At 39.8% G+C, this 17,539-nt stretch carries 13 protein-coding genes; 10 read left to right on the top strand and 3 right to left on the bottom strand.

Annotation, left to right across the window (positions count from 1 at the left end; all coding sequences use genetic code 11):
- The 7 genes from L0659_RS24975 to L0659_RS24945 form a co-directional block, all read left to right on the top strand.
- Positions 1-360, top strand: a 360-nt coding sequence (locus L0659_RS24975) for a tail fiber domain-containing protein (protein ID WP_235129341.1), incomplete at its 5' end; no start/stop codon positions are given.
- Positions 361-398: 38 nt separating this feature from the next.
- Positions 399-1,967 carry a tail fiber domain-containing protein gene (locus tag L0659_RS24970; protein WP_235129340.1) on the top strand — a complete coding sequence of 523 codons (1,569 nt, stop codon included), beginning with the start codon at positions 399-401 and terminating at the stop codon, positions 1,965-1,967.
- A 279-nt stretch (positions 1,968-2,246) separates the two neighbouring features.
- Positions 2,247-3,542: a tail fiber domain-containing protein gene (locus L0659_RS24965; protein ID WP_235129339.1), complete on the top strand. Its 1,296-nt coding sequence runs from the start codon at positions 2,247-2,249 to the stop codon at positions 3,540-3,542.
- 230 nt (positions 3,543-3,772) lie between these two features.
- On the top strand, positions 3,773-5,083 hold the full coding sequence (locus L0659_RS24960; RefSeq protein WP_235129338.1) for a tail fiber domain-containing protein: 1,311 nt from the start codon (positions 3,773-3,775) through the stop codon (positions 5,081-5,083).
- A 1,616-nt stretch (positions 5,084-6,699) separates the two neighbouring features.
- Entirely contained in the window at positions 6,700-7,461 is a 762-nt protein-coding gene (locus tag L0659_RS24955) for a hypothetical protein (protein ID WP_235129337.1), read from the top strand.
- A gap of 159 nt (positions 7,462-7,620) precedes the next feature.
- Positions 7,621-8,142: a nuclear transport factor 2 family protein gene (locus tag L0659_RS24950; RefSeq protein WP_235129336.1), complete on the top strand. Its 522-nt coding sequence runs from the start codon at positions 7,621-7,623 to the stop codon at positions 8,140-8,142.
- An 804-nt stretch (positions 8,143-8,946) separates the two neighbouring features.
- Positions 8,947-9,405 (top strand): hypothetical protein, encoded by a 459-nt coding sequence (locus L0659_RS24945; protein WP_235129335.1) that lies wholly within the window; start codon positions 8,947-8,949, stop codon positions 9,403-9,405.
- A 364-nt stretch (positions 9,406-9,769) separates the two neighbouring features.
- On the opposite strand, the gene trpA is transcribed toward L0659_RS24945, so the two are convergent.
- From trpA to trpC, 3 genes are all read right to left on the bottom strand, one after another.
- Positions 9,770-10,576, bottom strand: a complete 807-nt coding sequence (gene trpA, locus L0659_RS24940; RefSeq protein WP_235129334.1) for a tryptophan synthase subunit alpha — start codon at positions 10,574-10,576, stop codon at positions 9,770-9,772.
- A gap of 425 nt (positions 10,577-11,001) precedes the next feature.
- Positions 11,002-12,201 carry a tryptophan synthase subunit beta gene (trpB, locus tag L0659_RS24935; RefSeq protein ID WP_235129333.1) on the bottom strand — a complete coding sequence of 400 codons (1,200 nt, stop codon included), beginning with the start codon at positions 12,199-12,201 and terminating at the stop codon, positions 11,002-11,004.
- Positions 12,202-12,376: 175 nt separating this feature from the next.
- Positions 12,377-13,234: an indole-3-glycerol phosphate synthase TrpC gene (gene trpC / locus L0659_RS24930; protein WP_235129332.1), complete on the bottom strand. Its 858-nt coding sequence runs from the start codon at positions 13,232-13,234 to the stop codon at positions 12,377-12,379.
- A 711-nt stretch (positions 13,235-13,945) separates the two neighbouring features.
- On the opposite strand from trpC, the gene L0659_RS24925 reads away from it, so the two are divergent.
- From L0659_RS24925 to L0659_RS24915, 3 genes are all read left to right on the top strand, one after another.
- Positions 13,946-14,341, top strand: coding sequence for a M1 family aminopeptidase (locus tag L0659_RS24925; protein WP_310590717.1), 396 nt, complete (start codon positions 13,946-13,948; stop codon positions 14,339-14,341).
- Positions 14,254-15,744 carry a capsule assembly Wzi family protein gene (locus L0659_RS24920; protein ID WP_235129331.1) on the top strand — a complete coding sequence of 497 codons (1,491 nt, stop codon included), beginning with the start codon at positions 14,254-14,256 and terminating at the stop codon, positions 15,742-15,744. The genes L0659_RS24925 and L0659_RS24920 overlap by 88 nt, the downstream gene beginning before the upstream one ends.
- Positions 15,745-16,113: 369 nt before the next feature.
- Positions 16,114-16,857: an acyltransferase gene (locus L0659_RS24915; RefSeq protein ID WP_235129330.1), complete on the top strand. Its 744-nt coding sequence runs from the start codon at positions 16,114-16,116 to the stop codon at positions 16,855-16,857.
- The last annotated feature ends 682 nt before the right edge of the window (positions 16,858-17,539 follow it).

The raw sequence follows: 17,539 nt of genomic DNA, 5'->3' as shown, positions 1-17,539 counted from the left end.
GTGAGCTACGAGAAAAAGGCGACCATTGCCGATAGCGTTTACAATAAATCAGAAATCGGTTTCATTGCTCAGGAAGTTCAAAAGATACTGCCGCAATTAATACGGGAAGGTAAGGATGCAGATAAGACCTTGGCTTTGGATTACAATTCGCTCATTCCTGTTTTGACCAGAGCCATCCAGGAACAGCAGAAGCAAATTGAAATGCTTACGGCTGAGCGCGATGTGCAATCGCAAACCCTCAATATTCAGACAGCCAAGCTTGACAAGCAGGCTAACAGATTGAATGAGCAAGAAGCAAAACTCGATTTACAGAGCAAAGAGATTTCTGAGATAAAAAAACTTCTTAAAAGTAATCTATAAAGCATAAAAATAGGATTCAAAGGTAAACTAAATCAAAAATGAGAAATCTGTACAAAAATCAAAAAGCACTACTAAGTGCAGTGATTGTGGCAGCCACAATTTCACTTAATGGTCAAGATTTGTATGCACAAGTCAAGGTAGGCGATAACCCAGGAGTCATCAATGCAGGCTCTGCTTTGGAAATAGAAGCGAATGATAAGGGTGTACTTTTACCGCGTGTGTCGCTTTTTAAAACAGACGTTTGGGGATTAGGTGGTACGCCAGTGGCAGGCATGCTAATTTATAATACCAATGGCGATATGTTCGGAACGGATGCTTACCCTGTTCTCCAGCCACAAGGCTCAGGTGTTTATTCTTGGGATGGAAACGGGTGGGTTGGTGCTAAGTTTACACCGGAATCGGTTGGAGATTTTGACTGGCTTAAAAGTGGAGATGACACTAATCCTTCCGCGCCTGGCGATATTACCAAAACAATTTATCATAATGGTAGTGTAGGTATTGGAACTACTTCTCCCAGTTCCACTCTACAAGTAACAGGTGTAATTACCCAAGCAAGCAGTGAGGTGGTTGACGTATCAGCGAATAGAGTTCGTATTGGTGAAGGCGGAATCGATATCTTAGATAAAAGTGCTGGAGTCACGAATGGATTTATTGATTTTAAGAATGGATCCGATGAAGACTTCGATGCTAGAATTACTTATCAAGACGGAATAGGTACTGATGGTGCTTTGACAATGAAAGTTAAAAATAGCATAAATTCTGGGTATGATGCCATTACAATTTTGAACGAAAACGGATTTGTAGGAATTGACAAGACAGCACCAGAGGCAAAATTGGACGTTAGAGGCAACATCAAGGCCGAAAACTCAATAGATGTAGAAAATTTTGAGAAAGCTTCGCTGAACTTAATATCAGAGCAGCTTGGTGTGCTGGACTTTAAAAAGAATGCCGAGTCTAGTTTTCGGGCACGGATTTCCTTCAGTGAAAATGGTAACGAAGGCATATTGAAAGTTGCCTTAGATCCTTTGAACGGCCCCGTCAAACCGATGATGGCTTTTCATGACAATGGTAGAATAGGTGTCGGAAGCTTTGAGGTACCGCTTTACACCTTCGATGTTGTAGGCGAGATCAATGCTTCGGGAAAAGTAAGAAGTGCCGGTATCGCGTTAACTTCTGATGCTCGCCTCAAACGTAACGTTCAAATGTTAGATAATGGACTTAAAATTGTTTCTAAGCTAAAACCGGTTAGTTATGAGAAAAAAGAGGCAATCAATAATTCGGAGTATAATAAAAAAGAAATAGGCTTCATTGCGCAGGAGGTTCAAAAAATACTCCCACAGCTTGTAACGGAAGGAAAGGATGCTGATAAGACCTTAGCACTCGATTATAACTCTCTCATTCCGGTTCTTACCCGGGCAATACAGGAACAGCAACAGCTCATTGAGGCGCAATCTACTAAACTGCAATCTCAGGCTAGGAAGCTAGATACACAGTCCGCACTGCTAGATACACAGTCCGCACTGCTAGATACACAGTCTATGCGATTGAATGCAATTGAGCAGATTTTAAGTAAGTCTGAAAAAAGCAGCTTGGAAGCGTCGAAATAGTCAAGCGGATATTAGTGATACAAACATCAAGACACTATTCATGGCACGTTCGAAACCTTCTACTGCATTTTGGCTTACCCGCTGTGCTTATATTGAGTAGGCAAATCATTATGCGTTGTCTTTGTGTCTGACGGCGACGCCGAAGTGTTGATGTTGATATCAATGCTATCGGTGAGGTCAAGCTTACTGCACAGAACAAGCAAATTTTAGAGATCAAAAAACTGCCCAAAAACAATTTCTGAGGTTAACAAACATGTCACATAAATTAATTTACGAAAAATGGTAAAACTTTTCAAAAATCAAAAGGCATTACTGTTTGCAATGGCAATTACTGCGACAATATCATTCCAGTGTCATAATGTTGATGCTCAGGTAAAAGTCGGAGATAATCCGCATATAATCAATGCAGGCTCCGCTTTGGAAATAGAAGCGAATGATAAGGGTTTACTCTTACCCAGGGTATCGCTTTTCAAAACAGACGTATGGGGGTTGGCTGGTACGCCAGTTACAGGTATGCAGGTCTACAACATCAATGGCGAGATTTTTGGAACAGACGCTCACCCTATTATCCAACAAGGCTCAGGTGTTTATTACTGGGATGGATCTGGCTGGGTAGGTACTAAGCCTAAGCCAGCCACAGGAGATTTTGACTGGCTTATAAGTGGAGATAACACGAATCCGTCAGATCCAGCAGATATTAATAAACCTATTTATCACAATGGTAATGTTGGTATTCGCACTACTTCACCCAGTTCGCCCTTACAAGTGACAGGTGTCATTACTCAGGCGAGTAGTGAATTAGCAGATGTTTCCAATAACAGGATTACCATTGGAAATGGCGGAATAGATATCTTCGACAAGACTGGAATTACCAATGGCTATATCGATTTCAAGGATAATTCAAATGAGGACTTTGATGCTAGAATTGCACATCACAACGGAGTCGGAACTGAGGGTGCTTTGATGATTACAGTTGCATCGCAAACAATAGCCCCTGGAATTGATGCCATTACTATTCTAAACGAAAACGGTAATGTGGGAATTGATAAGACAAGCCCTGCATATAAGCTTGATGTTAGAGGTGAAATCAATGCAGATGGAAAAGTAAGAAGTGGGGGCATCGCCTTAACTTCCGACGTCCGCCTCAAACGTAATATTCAAGCATTTGACAATGGACTTGATATTGTTTCGAAATTAAAGCCGGTCAGCTATGAGAAAAAAGCGTTGATTGCAAACAACGACTATGATAAGAAGGAAATAGGCTTCATTGCGCAGGAAGTTCAAAAAATACTTCCCCAGCTTGTCTCAGAGGGCAAAGACGCTGACAAGACATTAGCATTGGATTATAACTCTCTTATCCCTATTCTTACGCGGGCCATCCAGGAACAGCAAGCGCTGATCGAAAAAATGGCTGTTGAACGTGCTGTTGAAGACGCAAAATTGGATTACCAGTCATGTCAGCTAGAAGTACAGAGAGCCAACTTGATTGCTCAGTCTGCTGAAATTAATGAGATCAAGCAGATGCTAAGAAAAGGCTTGGAAGGTAGCTCTAACTCACAGACTACATCAAAATAATGCCTAGTTATCAAATACAATATCAGGTTGTATAGCTTGGTGCTTAATCTCTAGTGAGGGTTATATTGCTGGGAAGCATACCAATATTTGTTGAATTAACTTTAATCGAGATATTCCAGAATTGATTCCACTAAGTTTATTTCTGAACGGCTAACGAAATTTCAGGCAAGTGATCGATGCTGTTTCAGAACATGGTTGATGTAAGCAGGACATGCTAATTAGAAAAGATTATGAAAAAAGTATTCAATAAACATATTACGCTTTTCGCTTCACTTGTTCTGACTGTGGGACTTGCACTTGATGGACCATTTGCGTTTGCGCAAGTAAAAGTTGGGGACAATCCGGAAACAATGCATGAAGGCTCGGCTTTGGAAATTGAAAGTGGCAACAAAGGGTTACTTTTACCCAGAGTCCCGCTTTTCAAAACAGACGTTTGGGGATTAGATGGTACGCCAGTGGCAGGCATGCTGATTTATAATACCAACAGCGATATGTTCGGCACAGACGCTTATCCAGTTCTCCAACCACAAGGTTCAGGTGTTTATTCCTGGGATGGAAATGGCTGGGTTGGTGTTAATTATAAGCAAGCAAGTGTGGAAGAATTCCACTGGCTTAAAATTGGTGAAAATACTAATCTAATAGCCCCAGAAGATATTAATAGTAATATCTATCACAATGGCAATGTTGGCATAGGGACAATAGCACCTAGTTCGTCGCTCCAAGTGACAGGCGTTATTACTCAGGCAACATACAGCGAATTTAAAGAATTTGAGAATGATAAAATCACCATTGGAAACGGTGGAATAGATATCTGGGATGAATACAATGACGGTGGAAACGTCGACTTCAACAAAGGTACATATGATGATCATGATCAAACAGCTTCAATGGTATATTGGCCCGGGATTGGGACTGAGGGGGTTTTAAGAATTTCAGTATTCAACGCGGTAGACAAAATTGACGCCATTACTATTCTAAACGAAAACGGTAATGTGGGAATTGATAAGGTAATTCCAAAATATAAGCTTGATATTAAAGGTGATATCAACGGTGATGGAAAAGTGAGAAGTGGAGGCATAGCCTTAACTTCCGATGCCCGCCTCAAACGTAATATTCAAACACTTGACAATGGACTTGATATTGTTTCGAAATTAAAGCCGGTCAGTTACGAGAAAAAAGCGTCGATCACAAACAGTGATTATAATAAAAAGGAAATAGGCCTCATCGCGCAGGACGTTCAAAAAACACTTCCAGAGCTTGTCTCAGAGGGCAAAGACCCTGACAAGACATTGGCATTGGATTATAACTCTCTTATTCCTATTCTCACACGGGCTATCCAAGAACAGCAAGTGCTAATTGAAAAAATGTCTGTTGAACGTACTAACCGAAACTCAAAATTAGTTTACCAGTCATCTCAGCTAGAAATGCAAGCGTCAGAGCTGAGCAAGCAGTCTGATGAGATAGCCGAAATAAAGCGAGTAATAGCGACCAATAAAAAGGCTGGTGGAGTCAACTCCGTCGAGCATATTACTACAAAGTAAGGCTTAACCCGGAAAAAAGCTTGTCATATCTTAAAAGGTATTAATATAAATGGATATTAGTACAAAGTCTAGCTGTCCGTTGATATACGTTTAGCTAGGCATTTTTTCAAATTGGGTTAATAAAATTTTGCATTCTGAGATGCTAAGTGGTACAAAGTAGAGTAGGTAGGTTTTAGATACAAAATATTATTTATGAGAAGATTTTTAAGAAAAATCAGAAACCATAGTGACGGCAATACGTATAATGGTTTTGAATACAAGCCGAACCAAATTGTACGTTACTTGCAGGCAGGCTACACATATACGATTCTTCTAGATAACGGAGGGGTCGTATACTATGAGCCTCAGGATTTAGGTACTTTTAATAAATGGCTAAGGTCGCATCGAATTCCTAACTTGTTAAGGGTTGGATAATTAATATTTTGATTTATGCTTACGGTTATTTTATAGGATCTATCTACTTAGTCATTCAAGACCTCTCTTTTGTTTAAAAAGCCGTTCCGGTTTACAATTGCTAGGCATAGAGTTTTAATAATCTCGCTGCCCTTAAATAATTAAAGTCAAACAAAATGCCTGCAAATCATTGATTTGCAGGCATTTTGTTTTTAGATCCTATTAAAAAATGCAAAACCCCATATTGTCCAGCGTCACTCGTATAGTTCGACGTATTGCGAAAGAGGTCGCTAGGAGATGCCAGTAAGTTACTGGTTGACAATACATCATAAGATAGAAATCTTGTGTAGAAGGCGTGGTAAGGCGATATAACCACTGAAATGTTAGAATCGTGTTTGAAAAAACTTTCGGGCTGTTTAAAGAAAGAGTTTAGATTGACAGGCTTCTTCACTTCATCATCAGCACAAGCCTGCGTTGCGAAAGCCATTCATGCCTATAACACTTTCAGCCACATGAGTCCGTTATCTAACACCAGGCAATGCTCATCACTCATGTCCACTACCACTAAATGTTCCCCAAACAGAAAGGTGCGTTTTAAAGGTATGCAAAAACAGCGCTGAATGTTAATGTAAGGGTTAACTGCCAACGGATTCTATTAGCATACGTTCTCTTGAATTTTATAATCTTTTACAATTATTAACATATGTTTACTCTTTAGTGTCCATGCCAAGCCTAAATTTGTTTTAAATAAGTGGTCAGGCAACAAACTAATCAATAAGACAACAGAGGACTTAAAAGGTGAACAGGCGAATTATTTTTGTCTTGCGTATATTGTAAGAGGTTATTAGTTAGTTGCACCCCAATTGTACCCACTGTAAACGGTCCTCTAAATAATATTTCTTGAAACAAAACACGCCGGGGTGCTCAATGCATAGTAGTGATTACTGAATAGAGTATCGCCCGCCTCGAAGCATTTACGAATTCCTCACGGATTGAGAGTTCAATGTTGAAACGCCTCTATCGGTCGTAAATCTACTGTTCGACTCTCAGGAGAAAAACAAAAGTCCCGCTAATGAACGCAATACCGGAGTTGCCTGCATCTCCATCGGGCTTATACATGCTCAAAGTCAATGGGGGATGAGCTAGGAACAATTCGCCTTAGGAGAAGTAACAAGTTAAGTTCTTATAAATTAATTTTTCAAATTTTTAATTAAACATTAGCCATGAAAACAATTCAATTACCCAGTTTAATGCTGTCGTCGATGCTGTTAATCGGTTCTCTCTTCTTCGTTGCCTGTTCTAAAGACGACGATGTTGTATCAGAAGAACCTACATTTTCGGTTGAGCTAAAAACAAATAACACATTTGGTAAAATGCTTGTTGACGATAAGGGTAAGACGCTTTATTTTCTTGAAAAAGATGTAGACGGGACCAGTGCATGCAGCGGCGGCTGCCTGAATGTGTGGCCGATCTTTTTCGATGAGACCTTCACAGCTGGACCTGGCCTCGAGGCAAACCTTTTCGCTACAATTACCCGGGCGGATGGCCAAAAACAGACAACTTATAAGGGCTGGCCACTGTATAAATTTCAACAGGACACAAAAGCTGGTGATATTTTGGGTGACAATAAGAATGGATTCTTCCTTGCAAAACCTGACTACAGCGTGTTCTTTGGGAACAAAGGGACTGGGCGCTACTTAGTGGATGCACTCGGCAAAACACTTTACACCTTTGTTGATGACTTGGACGGCACCAGCAATTGCAACGGTGGATGTGCAGCTGTTTGGCCTGCATTCTTCACAGAACCACCGATAGTTCCTACACCATTGAAAAGCAGCGACTTTTACAAGATCACTCGCACAGACTCACAATTCCAGGTAACATTTGTCAAAAAACCAGTTTATTTTTTCTCCAAAGATGAAGTTAGAGGGGATGTAAAAGGTACCCTTGCCAATCCGAAATTTACCGTCTTGTCAGTCAACTAGCTGATCAATTACTAACCAGGTTGCGTCATTATCCCCTGTGAGGTGGGTGTGTTAAGGTTGTAGAGCTGATAGTATCCAGCAAGTATATAGTTAAGTAGTATAAGCACCCGGGCTATCAGAACAATAAACAATAATCTATTTTCAAATTCCATTTATTATATGAAGAAAAATACAGGTATTCAATGCATTATTGTTCTACTCTTTGTGGCCAGTTTTTTCGTGGCTGCTAGCAGCAAACAAACACCACCCTTAGCACTTGACGACGCCAAGGAGCAAACACAGATTTTACAACTGATCGATACAGAGTCTAAAGCTTTCTGGGACAAGGACTATGACAAATGGGCAGCTTGCTGGGTACACGAACCCTATATCCGTACAATGGGCTGGTGGAAAGATGGTGGGGTTACTGTAGTTAATGGATGGGACGAAAGAGGCCGTAGAACCAAAGGATACATGAAGGACTTTCCGGATCCCAACCCACAGAATGTTCGGCGGGAGAACATCAATGTCCGAATCTTGAAGGATGCTGCCTGGGTCACTTTCGACCAGTATGGCACGGATACAGGAGAGGCGGTAATGGATATGCCTGGCCTTAGCCGTGAAACCCGTTTTCTGGAGAAACACAACGGGCAGTGGAAAATTGTATATACAGGCTGGCTACTGGAGGGTAAAAAGCCATAAGGCGCGTAACCACTCATCTTTTCAAATTGTCATATCGTTATACTGCGCACTATATCTGCACATTCCATCTTTTTTATTGAACAACGTTCGAGGGAAAAAGAGATGCTTCTTACAGAATGAATATGCAACAAAATCTGGCACGACCCCTTGAAGTTATCGGACGTCACCCAAAACGGATGACGTCCGCCCATGCGGATTTTAGGTGCCGAAAGTTCAGCACATACTTAATATGCTATTGGTAAGGCAATGTGGGTGGCGTTGCCTTTCTAATAGGCGGTGCTAGTCGCTACAAGCTTACAGGATGGAGGAGTTAATTTAGTTGTTTGCGGAGTCGCGCGGGGTTCTCGCCACAAGCCCGGTATGTGCTTGTGGCGAGAAGGGCTTTAGCAAGATCTTGTCCGGGCAGGAGTCCGCCGCATCCGGCTCCAAATCCCTGGATTGGAAAGCTAAAATGCATGATTTGATGAAGAATTGTTAGCGGACACCAGAGCAACTTAAACGCGAGAAGCTACATAAACTAATTAAATTGATGGGCCTTTTCTCTTTTTTAATTTAGAAACTAGTATGCTGAAAGGCATTCATACCTACAACTCCCTCCGGGCACATATGTCCCTCCGCTATCTTGCCCCCCAACAAACTCAACGCCCCTTAGGCCTCTGCTACTAAATGATATCCGTCCAAAAAAGTAAGTTCAGAAATGTACAGTATGGCGTTCATTCTTAACGTACTGGTTAGCTGTTAAGGGAGTCAGTACCATACGGTATAGATAAAGCGTACTTTGGAAAAAAAAATAACCAGTCAAATATGAATTGCTTACTAGCCGTGCTTTTGTTTTTGTTGCATCATGAAATCAGGAATTCACTCAATCAGACAAGTCAGGTACCTGGTAATATTGAATTTGTAGACGACAACAACTATCCTGTAAAAGTTGATGGCGAAGCGAGTTACTATACGTTTGACACGACAAGTTTCGCAAAAAAAATGTTTGTATTTGTCGTTAGTGGAAGCAAGACAGCATTTTTTAAGAAGGGTGGGAAAATTTATATTGTTGATCATCTCAAGAGGCAATTTAAGCAAAACGGCTACATTGACCACTTTGATGGTTCCGGTTATCAAATCACACTAGATGTAGGTAGAGATAAAAAAATCAGTAAAGGAGGCACCCGGTATACCGGTGTATTAAAGTTTGCTCAGAAAGATAAGGTGGTAACCATCACTGTTCAGGGCATCAATGAAGAGTCCAAACTCAATTTAAGCCGGTAGTAGGAATACTTCTTATTACAAATGCTTAACCTAGAACCCAGCCAACCCTTGTACATGGCACGCTGTTATAATTTGCAGGAATAAACAATTCAATGAAAAAAGTCAATAGATATGAAGTTTTACTTGAGAGCAAGCCTGGCTTGATATGCAATATAAATTCTAAATGGTCAAGTTGAATACAGCTGATCAAGAAGATTTTACTGGATGTCTACAATTATATTTCTTTCGACAGATGACTTGCTCAGGCGGCAGGCCGGTTTGTCGGGCTTAACAGCATCGTGGACAATGAAGACAGTTATTGCATTACAGTGAATAACAAGCAGATATTTACAGCTTCAAAAGCTGGGCATTCATTATATGTCAACTAAGCTTCGATTGTTTCAGGGGAGTTTTTAAAGCTTTTTACAAAAAATTCGATTTCCTCTTCGAGATCCTTGCTTTCATTCAAAAAGCGGATAAAGGCGCTGCCAATGATGGCGCCCGCAGCATGGTCGGAAGCTTTCTGGAATGTTTTATAATCTTTGATCCCAAATCCAATTAAACGCTGGTTACGTAGCTGCATAGCATTTAATCTTTCAAAATATGATTCCATTTCATGGCTTATTCCTGATTTCGATCCAGTCACGCTTGCAGAGGAAACAGTATAAATGAAACCTTCACTCACTTCGTCAATCTGGCGAATACGTTTTTCGGAAGTTTGGGGCGTTACCAGAAAGATATTTAATATTCCGTAAGCATCGAAAATCGCTTTGTATTGATCCAAATAAACATCTAATGGTAAATCAGGTATTATTAGCCCATCAATACCTAACTCTGCGCATTTTTTACAAAAATTTTCGACGCCAAACTGGAGAACTGGATTTATATAACCCATTAGCAAAATAGGTATTGTTATAGTCTTGCGCATATCTGCTAACTGTTCAAAAAGAATCTTTACAGTCATGCCATTTTCCAATGCCTTGTTATTGCTTTGCTGAATCGTTTCACCATCCGCAATAGGATCGGAATACGGCATTCCAATCTCAACCATATCAACTCCACCATCCTGTAGCGCCCTCAAAATCCGCATAGTTTCATTAAGTTCTGGGAAGCCGGCTGTGAAATATATACTCAATAAACGGGCTTGACTTTGGCGTTTTACACCATTAAACAAAGTTGTAATACGGTTCATTATTGTGTGGTTAGTTAATAATCAAATCTTACCCAATTATGGCTAAGAAATCTAGGTGCTAGTTATCCGGATAGGGCAAGTGAATTTCGAAAGCCGCTGCGCGCTTTACTGACAGTAAAACGCACACTAATGCCTATAACAACCTCCGGCCAGTTTTGTCCCCCAATTGGGCTTTATTCAATAGGTTTTGTAGGGCAATAATCTGATTGCGTTCTCCATTCTTTTTTCATATTTAACGTTTTCAGACCTTGAATTTGACGACCTAGTAGAACGGTTTCTTGGAAACTGCGTTTTGTCCTGAGGCAGTTGACCTAAATACAAAAGGAGCGTTCCAATGTTTACTTTTTCTTCTAGTTCTTGTACTTTAAGCCGTAGATCAAAATACTTGGGGGATAACGTTTCCATTATTATATACCATTAGGTTATCAATAGATGTACTTCATGTAAGTAGCCATATCCTTATCGCCTCGACCAGAAAGGTTGACGATTACATTATCATGTTCAGAGGCGCTTAGTTTTCCTAAGACAGCCAATGCGTGTGATGATTCTAATGCTGGAATAATGCCTTCAAAACGCGTTAGTTCAAATGCAGCCTGAATAGCTTCGTCATCAGTAGCCGACATAAACGTCCCTCTTCCGCTATCAAACAAATATGCATGCTGGGGACCAATTCCAGGATAATCCAGGCCTGCCGAAATAGAGGATGGCTCCATAACTTGGCCATCTGCTGTTTGCATTAATATTGTGTGGCTTCCATGTAAAACACCTGGTTTGCCTAATACCGTAGTAGCGGCAGAATATCCTGACGAAATGCCTTGTCCGGCAGCTTCCACAGCCACTAGTTTCACATCTTCGTCATCTAAAAAGTGGTAAAATGCACCCGCAGCATTGCTTCCGCCGCCTACACAAGCCACCACATAATCAGGGGTTTCCTTACCGGTCTGCACTTTCAGCTGCCACCGGATCTCTTCCGAGATAATTGACTGAAAGCGCGCCACCATATCTGGACAAGGATGCGGACCGACAACTGAGCCAATAATATAATGCGTGCCAGCACAGTTAGTTATCCAATGACGCATTGCCTCGTTTGTAGCATCTTTCAATGTGCGTGAGCCGCTAGTTGCAGGCCTTACCTCAGCACCTAGCATTTTCATTCGTGCGACATTGGGCGCTTGGCGTTCAATATCTATCTCGCCCATGTAAATAATGCATTCAATGTTCATGAGAGCACAAACAGTTGCTGTCGCAACGCCATGTTGTCCGGCACCGGTTTCGGCGACTACACGTTTTTTGCCCAATTTTTTTGCCATCAAGATCTGCCCAATAGTATTATTTACTTTATGAGCGCCTGTATGGCAAAGATCTTCGCGCTTGAGGAAGATATTGGTTTTATATTTTGTAGAAAGCCTGTTAGCTCGGTAAAGCGGCGTTGGTCTTCCAACATAATTGTGCAGGAGATCATTGTATTCCTTTTGAAAGGAAGGCTCAGCAATAATGCTGAGATAATTTTCGCGTAGCTCTTCTATTTTTGAATAAAGCATTTCGGGAATAAATGCACCTCCAAAACTGCCATAATAGCCACGGCTGTCAACGTGATATAATTTTTTTTGTACTATGGTTTTCATATTTTCGAAGTTTCGCCTCCTCTTTTCCTTTTACGAACTAAATAGAACAACTTTATAGATCTTTCGTGCCTAGCTTAGGTCAAACTAGATGTTTACGTTGATCCAGCAGTTGAGATGTTTGTTGAAAATTCCGTAATGCCTTTAAGACCGATGTCTTATTATTCTCAAATATGTCCTACTTGCATAAATTACCTTTTCCTGGACCACTAGGAATGATATTGCTATTTTGCGATAAGTTCTTTTGTAAATTTGCTAGTGCGGTTCCGGGATTTACGGTCTTCATAAAACTTTCACCTATTAAGAAACCTTTGAAGCCATACCCGTACAATTGGAGAATAGTATTAGCGTCTTCCAAACCGCTTTCCGATATTTTAATTACAGAATCAGGAATCTGATTACTCATTGCAATCGAAGTTTCAAAATTCGTCTCGAAAGTTTTAAGATTACGATTGTTAACACCTACAATATCAATGTTCTCACCAAGAGTCGCGTCAAGTTCTTGTGGGTTATGAACTTCTAATAAAACCTCCAATTGTAGCTCATGTGCTTTCCTGCTAAGCGAAACCACTTCGGCAGGGGTAAGGCAGGCCGCGATAAGTAAAATAACGTCTGCCCCTATTGCTTTTGCTTCATAAAGTTGATATTCGTCAATAATAAAATCCTTACGTACCATCGGAATGGTCTGATTCGCACGGCGTGCACTCAAAAAGTCTGCAAAGGAACCCCCAAAAAAGTCGAGGTCAGTCAACACAGACAACGCAACCGCCCCTGCATTAACATAATCGATGGTCACGACTTCCGGAGCCGAGTGATCATTAATAATACCTCCGGAAGGAGATTTTCGCTTGAATTCCGAAATGATTTTTGGAGATGAAGCATCTCTTAGTGAAGTTGTTAGGGAGATGGTGTCACGCGCAAAAAAATCTTCTTTTTCCAAATCTGAAAAAGACTTATTTTCCTTGGCTTGGATAATTTCTTCTTTCTTTCGTGCAATAATTGTGTCAAGTATTGATTTTTGGATAGTGGTAGTCAATTTATAAACATTAAGTTTTTACACTAAGACTAATTGTTTAAACGCTGTCCAACTAGACATTCATTTTTCTGTAAAAAAACTTTTAAATGACTGCTATAAATATTAAAAAGGCTAAAAAAGTATTAAAAAGTATATATCTGGAATAATAACCCTGAGATAGGTAAGGGTTAATGGCATGAGATAGATGCTAGACAGATTTATCTTTGTTAGCAATATCTAGTTATTAATCATATAGTATATATTGCATGACTTACATTTAATGTCTTAATTTTGTAGCTGTAAAAAATCACTTGCTGGTAGCTAGACAAACTACGTATTTCCAGGCACCATTGCATACTCTTTATCAAAAAGATTCTTTGCAGCCATCATCATTTAGATCTTGGCGTGAAATATTTCCGAGGAATACCTCAACAGGATAAGATTAGAATGTGATCATCAGCATGCGCGAAAGCACTGCTTTTAGTGAAACTGCTATTAACGGGAGTATCGTTCGAGCCGTAAGAACGCCTTTACTTGATTGATATTTTCGGACTAGGAATTAGTATCTCGAAAGAGATTACATTTTTTTATAATTTTTAATAAATATTTACTTTTCACTATTTGCCTATAAACTAGCTTTGTGGGGGTACAAAGTTTTCACAAAAAAATATTATGAAATGTAGTATGATTTGTCTACTCTAGGTTAGATAGATTGATATTATATGATGGTTAATTGCTATCAGGCGGGAATGCCTGGCAGCGCACGAACCAGCGCATCAACGGTTTGGAAACAAAGTTACCTGCGGTAGTTGGCAGGACATTTGGCTTAATAAAGGTTTTCCCACCCCTTTGGTCAGCATGTATATGGAAGAAAAGTATACTGCCAATACTATTGCAAATAGAAATGCGGAAGTACTTTCTATTACTTCCAATTCGGTAGGGGTTGCCTCTAATGTGCGACATTTAGATAGGGCAAGCGCAGACAAAATGGATATTATTATCACGGTCTCGTCTTGTGTACAATTTTATACCATTGAATTATGCTTAGGCTCAAATTATTTATATACTTTACTTTTTTGCTTTTATGTTTTCGTGTCAGTGCGCAAGATATCGGTGTTCTTCCCTTAGGTCTAGTTGCTGGACTTGAAGCTGGCAAATATATTTCTCCTTCGAAAATGACTCCGTTTTGGCTTCGTACAAATCAGTTTGGAATTGTTCCAACTTCGGGTTCAGCAGCACAAATTCAAGGTTCAATTCGGAAAGACTATGTGTTTTTTGACAGTCTGTCCAATTGCGAAAAGAAAATGGATTGGGGATTTGTAGGTAACCCCATTATTACGTATAATACCAAGCGTCAAGTAAATATGCTTATGCCGGAGGCGCATCTAAAAGCTCGGTTCAAAATGCTAGAAATTTATGTGGGTAGACGTAGGGAAGTAATAGGTTTAGGAGATTCAACTTTGTCTTCTGGGTTTTATGCAGGCTCAGGCAATGCAATGCCGATTCCAAAAGTCCAGATTGGGACTGTAACATTTGCTCCTCTCAAATTCACTGCTAATTTCTTGGCAGTTCACGCCGGTATAGCACATGGCTGGTTTAAGACTGATTATATTCAGGGGGTGCGACTCCACCAAAAATTTATATATTTCAGACTGGGGAAGGTCAAATCGAAGAGTAAACTTTATTTTGGCCTAAATCATAATGTGCTTTGGGCTGGGCATTCCGAGGAACTAAAGAAATATCCCGAGCTGGCGTTAGATGGTCAGCTTCCTTCATCCTGGAAATTTTTTCCGAACGTTGTGCTGGCTTACACTTCCAAAAATTGGTATACCAAAAATGGCTATGGCTCCTTTGACAGTTATCGGCTGGGGAATCATTTGGGAAGTTATGACATTGCGATCGAAATGAAATGGAACAACAACAATCTCTTTATTTATCATCAGCATCCATTTGAGGACGTATCCAGTATGCTGTTTAAGAACGTACCGGACGGGTTGTATGGCATTAATTTAAAAGTAAACCCGTTATCAAGCGAAGCGGGCTTTAAGCTAAAACGGCTCACGCTAGAATTCTTAACAACTAAGGACCAGTCAGGATCAAAGTTTTACATTCCTGGAAGCAATTATCAAGGTGCGGATAATTACTTTAATCATTCTCAATATATGAAAGGCTGGTCATATCTTGATCGTACTTTGGGGACACCTTTTATAGTGCCTCGTACAGATTTGGGCACCCAGGCTGTCAATGGGCGTTATTTCCCTAATAACCGAGTCAATGTATGGTACGCGGGGGCACAGGCAAGTCGGGGAAATGATATTTTCATTGCTATAAAAGTATCATACAGTCAAAATTTTGGGACGCCTAGCCAAGCTTTTAACGAGGTCCGAGGTCAATTATCTACTTATGTGGTCGGCGAATACAAATTGTGGCGTTCCAAAAAAGTGACCTTAGTTGCACGATTGGCACTAGATAATGGAGACTTTTTAGTCAATTCGGGAGGAGGATATTTTGGGATAAGAAAGATTTGGTGAAGAGAAAATTTCGAAACGGTTTAAAGGCAAGTAATATGAATTTTATTAAATAACTTAAAGAGTTCATAGTCCGCTACCAGAAACTATTTCTGCCATTATCTGAATAGTCATTTTATATTGCGATTATGCATGCGTCAGGCGTAGAGGTATTGAGATAGATGGGCGCTAGTGATAGCTATTTGACAACTTTTTAAAACATGCAATCTTAGAGGGAATCACTTTTAAACCGATGTGTCAATAAGCTTTGTACAACCTACAAAGACATGGATTGAATACTAATGAAACATGTTCAAATTATTAAAGGATGGTATCTCATCAGCACATACAATAGATTGGTCAACTAAATATTATAAATAAAAGGCTAAAAATGTGAAAGAATTACCAGAACAGAACAAAATAATCCTTAATAGCGATTTTAATAAGAGATTCTTAGAACTAGACGCTTTGCGGGGCATCGCAGCAATTATGGTAGTTTTATTTCACTACACATTGAGTTCAAATGGTAAGCTACTTGGATGGGAATTTCGATATGGTGTAACAGGGGTTGACCTCTTTTTCATGATCAGTGGTTTTGTCATTTTTATGACCACTTCAAGGATCAAACAATGGCCGCACTTTCTTGTTTCTCGATTTGCAAGATTATACCCCGCCTTTTGGTGTTGCATGTCGCTAACTGCAATAGTGATGATTTACATTGAACCACAACTGTTTAGCCTTTCCAGGCTCCTAGCAAACTTGACCATGGCCTCAATTTTTTTTGATGAAGAATATCTTGATCAATCTTATTGGACGTTATTAGTGGAGCTGATGTTCTATTTTTGGATTGTTCTACTCCTTATTAGTGGCAATATTAAAAATATTGTTCTAGCCGGTTTTTTTCTGACATTGATTATTATCATATTCCATACTTCATCAGAGAATTATCCGAAAATCTACGAGCTGGTAACTAGAAAAGTGGAGTTGTTGAATCACTTCCCGCTCTTCTTTTCCGGCATACTTTTGTATTTAATCAAAGAGAATAAAAATGTTGCCAGATATTGGTGGATGTTTTTTTTTGCCTTATTGCAGCCTGTTGTTTGCATGGTTATGGAGGCAGGTCTCAATACCATGTGACGCCAAGTGAGCATTATTTTATATTAATATTTTATCACGTCGTTTTTATACTAGCGATTTTTGGCAAACTTACTTTTCTCAATCAAACTCCACTGATTTTTCTTGGAAGAATATCCTATTGTCTGTATCTAATCCATCAATACGTCGGCATGCAGCTATTGGCAATTTTAACAACCACCTGGAAGCTAAATATTTATCCTGCGATGCTGATAACCATTACGTTTGTTTTGCTTGTTTCATACTTGGTAAACACATATATTGAAGCTCCTGCCAACAGGCTGATTCGCCATTCTTATTTCAATCGACCGCAGAAAGTGTAGTAATTCATTATTGTATGACAGTCGTTATTCATACAGATCTCAGTCTTAATTTGGCTTAAAAGATTGGTTAGTACTTAGTATTATAGCTTCACAGCCAAAGGGTTTTTTGCTGAGCAGTTCTGGGACACGTGTCATAGCAGCGCTCGTTTAAAATAGAAAATGATAGGTTGATATCAGTTTTTCAAAAAGCAATTAAAACTAGTATATTTAACATAATGAAAGTTATACAACAATATGTATTACACTGAAATAGCCTTACAATAACCCTGTAAGCTTATGAAAGTGAATGGATTAATTGTTATCAAGAAAAATTACAAAAACAGTAAATTCCGATCTCAGGTTGTTGAGCTTTGCCGCTCGGG

The sequence above is a fragment of the Dyadobacter sp. CY347 genome, assembly GCF_021502655.1.
Lineage (GTDB): Bacteria > Bacteroidota > Bacteroidia > Cytophagales > Spirosomataceae > Dyadobacter.
The sequence above is the reverse complement of the archived record's forward strand: the minus strand, read 5'-3'. Positions and strand labels throughout refer to the sequence as shown.

What these genes read in the sequence shown, in the direction of transcription:
- L0659_RS24945 (WP_235129335.1), top strand. Translation starts at nt 8,947, where the DNA reads ATGAATTGCTTACTAGCCGTGCTTTTGTTTTTGTTGCATCATGAAATC.
- L0659_RS24920 (WP_235129331.1), top strand. Translation starts at nt 14,254, where the DNA reads ATGCTTAGGCTCAAATTATTTATATACTTTACTTTTTTGCTTTTATGT.
- trpB (WP_235129333.1), bottom strand. Translation starts at nt 12,201, where the DNA reads ATGAAAACCATAGTACAAAAAAAATTATATCACGTTGACAGCCGTGGC.
- trpA (WP_235129334.1), bottom strand. Translation starts at nt 10,576, where the DNA reads ATGAACCGTATTACAACTTTGTTTAATGGTGTAAAACGCCAAAGTCAA.
- L0659_RS24970 (WP_235129340.1), top strand. Translation starts at nt 399, where the DNA reads ATGAGAAATCTGTACAAAAATCAAAAAGCACTACTAAGTGCAGTGATT.
- L0659_RS24965 (WP_235129339.1), top strand. Translation starts at nt 2,247, where the DNA reads ATGGTAAAACTTTTCAAAAATCAAAAGGCATTACTGTTTGCAATGGCA.
- L0659_RS24955 (WP_235129337.1), top strand. Translation starts at nt 6,700, where the DNA reads ATGAAAACAATTCAATTACCCAGTTTAATGCTGTCGTCGATGCTGTTA.
- L0659_RS24950 (WP_235129336.1), top strand. Translation starts at nt 7,621, where the DNA reads ATGAAGAAAAATACAGGTATTCAATGCATTATTGTTCTACTCTTTGTG.
- L0659_RS24960 (WP_235129338.1), top strand. Translation starts at nt 3,773, where the DNA reads ATGAAAAAAGTATTCAATAAACATATTACGCTTTTCGCTTCACTTGTT.